Origin of the sequence: Streptomyces sp. NPDC005181, from assembly GCF_040608395.1 — a bacterium.
Lineage (GTDB): Bacteria > Actinomycetota > Actinomycetes > Streptomycetales > Streptomycetaceae > Streptomyces.
In genome coordinates this window covers 1-8889 of the sequence record NZ_JBEXID010000157.1, presented here as the reverse complement: position 1 = coordinate 8889, position 8889 = coordinate 1, and the positions used below count along the sequence as shown (strand labels likewise).

The 8889-nt window shown below is 68.4% G+C and carries 12 protein-coding genes and 1 pseudogene; 10 read left to right on the top strand and 3 right to left on the bottom strand.

Features of this window, described 5'->3' with window-relative positions:
* Positions 1–251 precede the first annotated feature (251 nt).
* The 6 genes and pseudogenes from ABZV38_RS38320 to ABZV38_RS38295 all read left to right on the top strand — a co-directional run bounded on the left by ABZV38_RS38320 (position 252) and on the right by ABZV38_RS38295 (position 4513).
* Positions 252–1667, top strand: coding sequence for an NF041680 family putative transposase (locus tag ABZV38_RS38320; protein WP_356333334.1), 1416 nt, complete (start codon positions 252–254; stop codon positions 1665–1667).
* Positions 1668–1675: 8 nt separating this feature from the next.
* Positions 1676–2662, top strand: a pseudogene (locus ABZV38_RS38315) (hypothetical protein); the annotation flags it as partial.
* 287 nt (positions 2663–2949) lie between these two features.
* A complete protein-coding gene (locus ABZV38_RS38310; protein WP_356333332.1) occupies positions 2950–3498 on the top strand; it encodes a hypothetical protein in 549 nt (182 codons plus the stop codon).
* 154 nt (positions 3499–3652) lie between these two features.
* On the top strand, positions 3653–3958 hold the full coding sequence (locus tag ABZV38_RS38305) for a hypothetical protein (protein WP_356333329.1): 306 nt from the start codon (positions 3653–3655) through the stop codon (positions 3956–3958).
* A gap of 83 nt (positions 3959–4041) precedes the next feature.
* Positions 4042–4257, top strand: coding sequence for a hypothetical protein (locus ABZV38_RS38300; protein ID WP_356333327.1), 216 nt, complete (start codon positions 4042–4044; stop codon positions 4255–4257).
* Entirely contained in the window at positions 4241–4513 is a 273-nt protein-coding gene (locus tag ABZV38_RS38295) for a hypothetical protein (protein ID WP_356007132.1), read from the top strand. Before ABZV38_RS38300 ends, ABZV38_RS38295 begins: the two co-directional genes overlap by 17 nt.
* 543 nt (positions 4514–5056) lie before the next feature.
* Here ABZV38_RS38295 and ABZV38_RS38290 read toward each other — a convergent pair.
* Complete coding sequence (locus tag ABZV38_RS38290) at positions 5057–5794, bottom strand: alpha/beta hydrolase (RefSeq protein ID WP_356333325.1); 738 nt, start codon at positions 5792–5794, stop codon at positions 5057–5059.
* 293 nt (positions 5795–6087) lie between these two features.
* Here ABZV38_RS38290 and ABZV38_RS38285 point away from each other — a divergent pair, with 293 nt between their 5' ends.
* Positions 6088–6531, top strand: a complete 444-nt coding sequence (locus ABZV38_RS38285; RefSeq protein WP_356333323.1) for an SRPBCC domain-containing protein — start codon at positions 6088–6090, stop codon at positions 6529–6531.
* A gap of 287 nt (positions 6532–6818) precedes the next feature.
* Here the strand turns inward: ABZV38_RS38285 and ABZV38_RS38280 are convergent, their stop codons facing one another.
* On the bottom strand, positions 6819–6995 hold the full coding sequence (locus tag ABZV38_RS38280) for a hypothetical protein (RefSeq protein WP_356333321.1): 177 nt from the start codon (positions 6993–6995) through the stop codon (positions 6819–6821).
* Between the two features lie 162 nt (positions 6996–7157).
* On the opposite strand from ABZV38_RS38280, the gene ABZV38_RS38275 reads away from it, so the two are divergent.
* The gene (locus ABZV38_RS38275) at positions 7158–7331 is read left to right on the top strand and encodes a hypothetical protein (RefSeq protein WP_267009818.1); all 174 of its coding nucleotides are present in this window, start codon (positions 7158–7160) and stop codon (positions 7329–7331) included.
* A gap of 87 nt (positions 7332–7418) precedes the next feature.
* Here the strand turns inward: ABZV38_RS38275 and ABZV38_RS38270 are convergent, their stop codons facing one another.
* On the bottom strand, positions 7419–7679 hold the full coding sequence (locus ABZV38_RS38270) for a hypothetical protein (protein ID WP_356333319.1): 261 nt from the start codon (positions 7677–7679) through the stop codon (positions 7419–7421).
* Between ABZV38_RS38270 and ABZV38_RS38265 the strand changes: the two genes are divergently transcribed.
* Positions 7678–8076 (top strand): DUF6233 domain-containing protein, encoded by a 399-nt coding sequence (locus ABZV38_RS38265; protein WP_356333318.1) that lies wholly within the window; start codon positions 7678–7680, stop codon positions 8074–8076. The two genes, ABZV38_RS38270 and ABZV38_RS38265, sit on opposite strands and share 2 nt — an antisense overlap.
* 154 nt (positions 8077–8230) lie before the next feature.
* Positions 8231–8671: a DUF6093 family protein gene (locus ABZV38_RS38260; protein WP_356333315.1), complete on the top strand. Its 441-nt coding sequence runs from the start codon at positions 8231–8233 to the stop codon at positions 8669–8671.
* Positions 8672–8889 lie beyond the last annotated feature (218 nt).

The following is an 8889-nucleotide window of genomic DNA, read 5'->3' as shown; positions in this document are numbered from 1 at the left end:
CGACATCTCGAAGCGTGGAGAACGGCCGCCCCTGTTGTCCCGGGAAGAACCGCAGATCAGCAGGTCGGGTGACCTGCGAGGATAAACGCCAAGCTTAGCTTGAAATTTAAGGTCCTGACCTCGAACGATGCCCGAACTTGACCACTCGGATGGGGATTCGCCGGGCATGAAGGCGGCCTTCGTCTGATCCTTTGCTCCGTCACAGAGTTGAGGTTCACCGAAGGCCGTAGGGGTGAGTGTGCTGGATCAGGATGCCCGGCGAGACGCGTTCGGCTTTCTTCTACGCATGTCTCACCCGCCGTGGTGACACGTTGTTCGAGCTCACCGACGCGATGCTGTGCGAGAACGGGCCGGTGACCTCACCGGTCGACCTGACGCTGGTGGCCGAGCACCGGCGCGGGCATGGTGCGTTGTACGACGCGCTGAACTGCGGCCGTATCGACGTGGACGGCCTGCGACGGGCGCTGGCGGTGCTGCTGCAGCCCAAGGCCGCGGACAACCGGCTCGTCCTCGCCGTCGATGTGAGCAACTGGCTGCGTTCCGACGCCCCGACCAGCGCGGACCGCCTGTTCTGCCACGTCTACGGCCGAGGCGGCCGCACCAGCGATCAGATCGTGCCGGGCTGGCCGTACTCGTTCGTTGCAGCCCTGGAGACCGGCCGCACCTCGTGGTGCCAGCTACTGGACGCCCTCCGCCTCGGCCCCGACGACGATGTCGCCGAGGTGAGCGCCACCCAGGTCCGCCGTGTCGTCACAGACCTGATCGACGGTGGGCAGTGGGAGGAGGGGGATCCCGAGATCCTGGTGGTCTTCGACGCCGGCTACGACGCCCCGCGTATGGCCTATCTCCTCGACGGCCTGCCGGTGGAGGTACTCGGGCGCATGCGCTCCGACCGTGTGATGCGCAGGCCCGTGCCCGCCACCTGGACCCAGCCCCGCCAGGGCGGACGCCCGCCCAAGCACGGCAGCGAGTTCCGCTTCGCCCGACCGGACACCTGGGGCGAGCCCGACGCGGCGACCGCGACCGTCACCGACCGTTACGGCACCGCACAGGCCATGGCATGGAACCGGCTCCACCCGAAGCTGACCACCCGCAACGCATGGATCGACCACGCCAACGAGCTCCCCGTCATCGAGGGCACGGTGATCCGCCTACAGGTCGAGGTCCTGCCCGGCGGCCAGGACCCGCTGCCCGTCTGGCTGTGGTCCTCCCGAACCGGCATGACCAGCGAAGACGTCGACCTGCGCTGGCAGGCGTTCCTCCGCCGCTTCGACCTGGAACACACCTTCCGCTTCGCCAAGCAGACGCTCGGCTGGACCCGCCCCAAGCTCCGCACTCCCCAGGCTGCCGACCGGTGGACGTGGATCGTGATCGCCGCTCACACCCAGCTCCGCCTCACCCGAGAGGCCGCAGCCGACCTCCGCCGGCCCTGGGAGAAACCAGTCGAACCCGCCAGACTCACCCCGGCCCGCGTCCGCCGAGGGTTCCGTAACCTCCGCCCCCACCTGCACAATCCTGCCCGAGCACCGAAACTCTCAACACCCGGACCAGGCAGACCACTTGGCTCGAAGAACCGACGACCCGCCACCCGCTACGACGTCGGGAAAACCACCAAACGACCCGAGAGCATCACCGAACGCGACCAAGACAAAGCTCGCAAAGGTTAAATTTCAAGCTCAGCACAGGTGTGGTGAAGGGGCACAAGGGCCAAATCAGGGGATTCGTCGAATTCGTGAAGGGGCCCCGATCGCTTCTGACCAACCCGGCGGTTCTCGCCAACGCTGCGAGGCTCATGTCGCAGGTCGCGATGCAACAGACCATGGACGAGATCACCGACTATCTCGCCACGATCGACGCGAAGGTCGACGACGTGCTGCGCGTCCAGAAGGACGCTGTGTTGGCCCGCATGATCGGAGTGGGCTTCGTCATCGAGGAGGCCATGACCATCCGCGAGAAAAGGCGTGGAGTCGACGAGGTTACGTGGTCGAAGGTGCAGGCCGCGCCGGCGACGATCGCAGAAACCCAGGCGTACGCATTGCGTCAACTCGACGCACTTGCGGAGAATATGGAGCGCAAGGCCAAGATCGGTGATCTCGCTACGACGGCCAAGGAAGCTGAGTCCGTGGTTCGGGAGTGGCTCGCTGTTCTGGCTCGCTGCTTCCAACTGCAGGACGCGATCGCCGTGCTCAAACTCGACCGGGTGCTGGACGCGTCTCCGGAGGAGCTGAACGGGCATCGCCTCGGACTGAAGGCTGCCCGGCAGGACCGGCTGGAACTCGTCTTGCGAAGCACCGAGCGTCTGGTGGCCAGGATGAATGCGGTTGCTGGCACGGCCAACGCGAAGGTGTTGCTGCACCCGACCAAGTCCCCGGCTGTGGTCCAGTCGAGCAACCATGTCGCGGCCGGCGTCTATGACTTCCACGGGCGGCTCGGGATTGAGTCTGGTCGCCAGTCATCGGAGGCGAGACGATGGGTGGACGCGGCCGCGGAGGCGAGGGACAAGGCGCTCGAGACAGGAGCAAAGGGCGTCGATGCCGCCAGAAGCCTCGGCAACGAGACCCTCGACCGGGCCAGCTCGGTAAAGGGCAAGCTCTCCAGCGGGATCGCCGAGCGAGCGCGCCGTCGGCGCGGGGACGAGGAGGAACGCGACGAGGAAGGCTGAGTGAGCGCCGACCGTCAGCCACGTGCGCAGCCCGACTGCACCCTCAACTGCGAAGAGCCTCTTTAACAGGGTCGGGACATCGAGCATGGTCGGCTCCTCGCTTTCGATGGACAGCTGCAGGGTAGTCAGACGTGAGGCTCCCCAGACGTGGAATACCGGCGCTGACGGCGCAGTACAACGTCCTGCCTCGAAGAGAGAGGTCCGCGACACTCTTGTGATCCCCGGGGATCCTGACGGCCAACAAGTGATGCCCCGTACTCGCGCTCGCCGCCCGCTTAGGTTTGCGCGTGCCCAGCACCCGGGTCACCAACGACCCGGAGGCGGCACGGAAGTTCGCCGCCGACCTCGGCGTCCCGGTCATCTGCAAGCCCATCACCGGCGGAGAACTGCCGCTGGGCCCCGAGCAGCGCAACCACATGATCCCCGCGCACCTCATCGACCCGGCCACCCTGGACGAGTCGGTGCGCGTCACCGCGCACCTGTTCCAGCAGTGGGTCGACAAGGCTCACGACGTGCGGCTGACCGTCGTCAACGGCCGCATGTTCGGCGCGGCCGTCCACGCATCCACCGACGGCACCCGCGTGGACTGGCGCACCGACTACGAGGCCCTGACGTACACGCCGATCGAGGTACCCGACCAGGTGGCCACCGCCGTCCGCGCGCTGCTGTTCCACGACGGACTCAGTTTCGGCGCTTTGGACTTCTCCATCGACCGGTCGGGAGCATGGTGGTTCCTGGAGAACAACCCGGCCGGGCAGTGGATGTGGATCGAGAAGGACACCGGCCTGCCGATCGCCGACGCCCACGCCCAATTCCTCCTGGAGGGAACCAAATGAGCGTGCAGGTGCAGGGCGAGCGGACGCTGCGCCTCGCGCTGGCGGACACGCTCGCCGAGGAGGGGGCGCTGCGCGACGACTGGTGGCGCAAGGCGGTCGAGGAGGTGCCCCGGCACGTGTTCGTGCCCGCCTACTGGCGTGGCCCCCCCACGAAGTGGCCGCCGACAACTTCGCGTTCGCGTGCTCCCTGCTGCTGCCGCACACCGCGTGCGGCCGCGCCCTCGGCCCGGACGGGCAGGTTACCGCGATGCGGCTGTGGGACCGGGAAGGGTCGTGGGCCGACGTCGCCGACGGCACGGTCCGGCAGGCCGGTCCCGGACGCCTGTGGGACGAGGTGGAGGTGCTGTGGGCCAAGGTCACCGGCGACTGCGGCCGGCCGCCCGCCCGGAGCCAGTACGGCATGACAGTCACCCCGGACGGCTCGTCCGTGTGGCTGGACCACCCGGGCAGGCTGCTGTGAGCGGTCGGGAGAAGGAGGGACAGGCCCCGCCGGAGCGGCGTACCGTACTGGCAAGCACTGACAGGGCGCGGAAGGGGATGGCCATGCGGCTGGTGTTCGAGGACAACGAGAAGCAGCCCATCCTGGAGCAGGCTGTGGAGGCCGACGAGGCGGGCAAGACGCTGCTGGCGGCGTCGCTGCGCGGCATTGCCGAGAACGGCATCGACCTGTCCCGCGACTGGGAGACCAAGCGCATCGAGCTGTTTGCGGCTCACGGCATCGACGTGACCGGGACCGGCGGCGATGCCCGTGTCGCCTAAACACACCCCCGGCCGACGCGCGCAGGTCGCGTTCACCCCGGAGTGTGAACCCGGCTTGGCGAAGCTGTCGGTGTCGGACCTGGTGCGCCTCGACCGGGCCATCGTCACCATATCCATGGACCCGAAGATCGGGCCCGAGCGCTTCACCCGCGAGGGCCATGTGCCGCTGCGGGAGTACACCGAAGGCACCACCCGCGTGCTATACCACGTCACGGTCCTCGGAGCGATCATCATCGTCGCCTATTTCGAGGTCTGACCGACCCCTGCACCGCCCCGCCTCCCGGTCCCCCCGTCCGGGAGGCGGGGCTCTTTCGTCCCGTGCGTGAGCTGCGCGGCTCCGGTCGGTTGTCAGTGCCGCCGCTTACGATCCGGCCGTGGCAACCGACATCCCTGAAGAGCTCATCTCGCTGGAACGCTCGGCCGTCGCCGAGCAGCGCAAGGCCATGGCCGAGCCGTACACGGAGGAGGCGTGGGCGCCCTGGCGCGAGGCTGCTGCAGCCTTCCAGGCCGCGGTGACCGCGCATGCCGAGGCGGCCGGGGTGAACCGGTACGAGCTGGAGATGGCCGTGAAGCGGCCGTCCTGCACCCGGAGCCGGAAGACGACTAGGTGGCCACGAGTTTGGGCAGCACTCGAAGCTCTGCAGAAATCGAACAGTTCATGGCTTCGGGCAGCGCGGGCCCCTGCCGAGTTGGCAGGGGCCCGCGGCATAAACAGCAGAGGAGCGCCGGGACCTGCCCTCGACGAGCAGCATCCTGGCCAACACGGCTTACCGTCTGCTGGTGGCCTGACGGCCCGGCCTCACTTCAGGTGCCGGGCGAAGAACCGGGCCCCGGCGTCGAGCTCGAACTGCGGGACGCCGGTGTGCCCGCCGAGATTGGCGTGCATGGTCTTCTCCTTGGAGCCGAAGGCGTTGAACAGGTCCAGGGCCGCCTGCCGGTCGTTCCCTTCGTCGTCCCACTGCAGCAGGACATGCAGCGGAATGGTGACCTGGCGGGCCTCCTCGAACATGGCGGCGGGCACGAGACTCCCGGCGAAGAAACCGGCGGCCACGATGCGCGGCTCGACCACCGCAAGGCGGACGCCGATGGAGATCACTCCCCCCTCGTACCCGACCGGGCCGCCGATCTCGGGCAGCGACAGGAGGGCGTCCAGGGCGGCCTGCCATTCCGGGACCGCCTTTTCGACCAGCGGGAGGATGAGGGCGTCGACGATCTCGTCGCCGACCGGCTCGCCGGCCTCCATCGCCCGGCGCAGGTCGGCGCGGGCCTGCTCGGCGGCGGCCCAACGGGGCCGTTCACCACTCCCGGGGAGCTCGATGGTGGCCGCGGCGAAGCCGTACTCCGCCGCGTAGTACCGGGCCCGCCCCGCCAGCCGGGGGTACATCTTGCGGAGTCCGAGCGGGGGGTGGCCGATCAGGATCAGCGGCGCCGGTGCGGATGCGGACGCGGGCGTCCACAGGATGCCGGGGATCTCGCCGAGGGTGAATTCGCGTTCGAGGACACCGTCGTCGAGACGCTGTTCAGAAGTGAAGTGCATGGTCGTGCCTTTCGGGAGTGCTCATGAACGGCGCTCCCGGACGACCTATCGCCCGACCGTGACCCCGGAGGGGAGCACCCATGTCGATACTGCGTTCACGGGTACCACCTCCTCGTTCTCTCGCACGGCCTCCGGAAAAGTAGCAGTGGTCGCCGTGGTCCGCCAAGCGGGTTCTTGCGCGGGCTCCGTGGCCGGGTGCCTGCTCAGGTTAGGCGCGGGAGACCGATGACTTTTGGGGCCAGCCCTTGTCTACAGTGCGACATCCCCACAAGAGCGAAGACAGGGAGCGCGAGATGACCACGGAACAGAGGACGTCCGAGGGTTTCTCCTACACGTTGGAGCGGACGTTGGAGGCACCTGTGGCGGCGGTGTGGAGCGCCTGGACCACTGCGGAGTCCTACGCGCAGTGGGCCTATGCCGTCCCCGGGTCCGTCGAGATGGACGTGCGGCCGGGTGGGACGTGGAAGGCGACGGTGGCCACCCCGGACGGCGGGCAGTTCCCGTTGACCGGCTCCTACTCCGAGGTCGATGAGAACCGGCGTCTGGTGATCGGCATGGACGTGCCCGGGAAGAACGAGCCGGCGCTCATGACCGTCGAACTTGCCGAGCAGAGTGCCCACCAGACTCGCATCGTGGTGGCCCAGACCTGCGACACCGCCGACGAGCGCGACCTCGCCGAGCAGGGCACCACCATGCTCCTGGAAAGCCTGACGGCCTTCCTCAAGACCGCGAACTGACACACCACAACTCCCCGCAACCAAGCGGGTGCCTGATCGTGGATCGGTGCTGCACGTTCTCATCGGGGCCGTACCCGCTCCTTCCCGAGTGAAGCAGCGGTACGGTCCCGACGCGGAACAACCGGTCAGAGGGTCACATGATCCGCCGGACAGTGCCTAGCGCGGCCAGTGCGAAGCCCCGCCGGCGCTGAACGGGCGGGGCAGGTCCGAGTCGCAGCAAGCAGCCAGCAAGCGGGATAAGGACGGTTCAACGGTAGCGGGCCGGTCGGACGACCGGGCGGACAGTTTCAGCGGTTCTCGGGTGGCCAGGACTTCAGCACGCGCCCGCCGTTCGCCTCGCCGGTGAGCGTGATCCGGGCGCCGTCGACGCCGCCGCGATCGCCTATCCAGCGCGTGTACTTCCGCTCCGCCGTCGCCTCGTCGGACCACCAGCCGCGCATGACGGTGCGGGCTCCGCGGTCCACGGCGGCAGACTACGACGTCCTCCATTCGGCCCGTAGGGGTTGCTGTGGTGTGGAGGTGGGGGTGAGCTGTCAGTGCGCCCAGCGATGGTCACGGGCGCAAGGAGGGGCGTCCCCCGCCGAATGAGCGGGACCAGCCTCCCACCGACGAGACTTGGAGAGTTCATGCCGTACAAGCAGGGACAGCGCGTGGAGTACCGGAACCAGCAAGGCCAGCAGGCGCAGGGTCTGATCGAGCGTGCCGAGGGCAGCGGGCAACAGACTAAGTACACCGTCAAGAACGAGAAGAACATGCAAGAAGAGCTGGTCCCGGAATCCAAGATCGAGCGGCAGCTGTAGTAACGGCCCTGCCGACGCGGCCGCCGTTGCACCGAACGAAGGTGCAACGGCGGCTGCTCGTGTTTCACCGCAGCTGGATCAGGGCCGCTACGACTCGTCGGCCACGATGGTCAGGTGGACGCCCGCTTCCCGGGCTGCTTCCCGCAGCACGGCCAGCGTGTCCGTGAGCGGCGCGCGGGGGCCGCCGCGTGGGGTGGTGGCGATGAGGCAGGGCATGCACCGGTCCAGCCAGCGGCGGCCATGCCCGGGTGTGTCGACGCCGGCGCTCTGGCGCGGCGCCCATGGTGGGGCGGGGTCCAGCTGCGAGGGGTCGACTCCGAGGGATCGCAGCAGGTCAGCGTCGGTCATGCGTGCGGCTCCTCTCGTCGGCTTCCGACCCCTCTATGGCGCTCCAGCGCCCGACGTAGACTCGAACACACGTCCGATCTCCTCCCGAGCGACCTGCCGAGGCTCCGCACCTTGCGGACCTGGCATGCCATGTGGGTGGACCGCATCGACGAGGCGATCGCGGCAGCCGAGCAGCGGGAGAGAGTGGCAGCAGGGCGAGGAGCGGCGGCCGCCGACGCCGGACTGGATCGTCGAGCTCAGCATTGGCGTAGGCGCCCGCCCCATCGAAGTCCACGTCGGCGGGTGCTACGCCGCCGGGAAGCGCCAGCGGGTCATCGCCCGCGAGCAGGCCCTCGCCGACGGGATGCGGGCCTGCATCCATTGCCGACCCGACACTGAGCTTGGGGTGCTCGGGTAGGTCCGGCGGCGGTCCAGCCGAAGGGACATCTGAGCCACCACCGGTACACCGATCGTCACGCCGGACCGAGACGCGTGCACCTGGGCGAGCCGGATGCGTCCGCCGTTACCTCGGGCCAGGTGAGTTGTCCGCGCACAGCCCTACGCTCGAACGTATGAGCACTCCTCCGCCCTCTGAGGGGCTTTCGCTTGCCGCCGTCGCCCCCATCGTCGAGACGCGCATCCTCGTGGACACTGTCGAGATCTTCCGCCCCGGGGAGCCGGTCCTTGACCCGGACTCCGGCGAGTACCACCCCGGCCCGGACCAGATCCTCTACACGGGGGCCGGTGCGATCTTCTCCGCCGGTGGTCCCGGCCTGGTGCTGTCTCTGGAGGGACAGGCGTACGCCGACGACACCCGTAACCGCTACCGGCTCCTGACTCCGCTGGACGTCCCGCTCGCGTCGCGTGAGGACCGCGTGCGCGTCACCGAGGCCACGCAGGACCCGGGCCTGATCAACAGGGTGTGGCGGGTCATGGACATCTCCGACGCCAACTCGCTCGCCGTCGTCCGTACGACGTGGCTGGACGAGGTCACCCAGACCACCGGGGCGTGAGCCGGTGCCGCTGGATCTTTCACAGGCCAGGGCTGACCTGGAGGCGCAGCTGACCGACACGGTGCGGATCTCCCGTACAGCCGGCCAGCCCGTCCTGGACCCGGAAACGGGGGAGCCCGGCCAGTGAAGCTTCCCCTTGATCACGGACACCTGGAGACTGGGACCTGAGGTTCCAGAGGAAGTAGAGCCAGGTGGGAAGCAACTACTCGAAGCGGTAC

What these genes read in the sequence shown, in the direction of transcription:
- ABZV38_RS38320 (WP_356333334.1), top strand. Translation starts at nt 252, where the DNA reads ATGCCCGGCGAGACGCGTTCGGCTTTCTTCTACGCATGTCTCACCCGC.
- ABZV38_RS38300 (WP_356333327.1), top strand. Translation starts at nt 4,042, where the DNA reads ATGCGGCTGGTGTTCGAGGACAACGAGAAGCAGCCCATCCTGGAGCAG.
- ABZV38_RS38295 (WP_356007132.1), top strand. Translation starts at nt 4,241, where the DNA reads ATGCCCGTGTCGCCTAAACACACCCCCGGCCGACGCGCGCAGGTCGCG.
- ABZV38_RS38290 (WP_356333325.1), bottom strand. Translation starts at nt 5,794, where the DNA reads ATGCACTTCACTTCTGAACAGCGTCTCGACGACGGTGTCCTCGAACGC.
- ABZV38_RS38285 (WP_356333323.1), top strand. Translation starts at nt 6,088, where the DNA reads ATGACCACGGAACAGAGGACGTCCGAGGGTTTCTCCTACACGTTGGAG.
- ABZV38_RS38275 (WP_267009818.1), top strand. Translation starts at nt 7,158, where the DNA reads ATGCCGTACAAGCAGGGACAGCGCGTGGAGTACCGGAACCAGCAAGGC.
- ABZV38_RS38265 (WP_356333318.1), top strand. Translation starts at nt 7,678, where the DNA reads ATGCGTGCGGCTCCTCTCGTCGGCTTCCGACCCCTCTATGGCGCTCCA.
- ABZV38_RS38270 (WP_356333319.1), bottom strand. Translation starts at nt 7,679, where the DNA reads ATGACCGACGCTGACCTGCTGCGATCCCTCGGAGTCGACCCCTCGCAG.
- ABZV38_RS38260 (WP_356333315.1), top strand. Translation starts at nt 8,231, where the DNA reads ATGAGCACTCCTCCGCCCTCTGAGGGGCTTTCGCTTGCCGCCGTCGCC.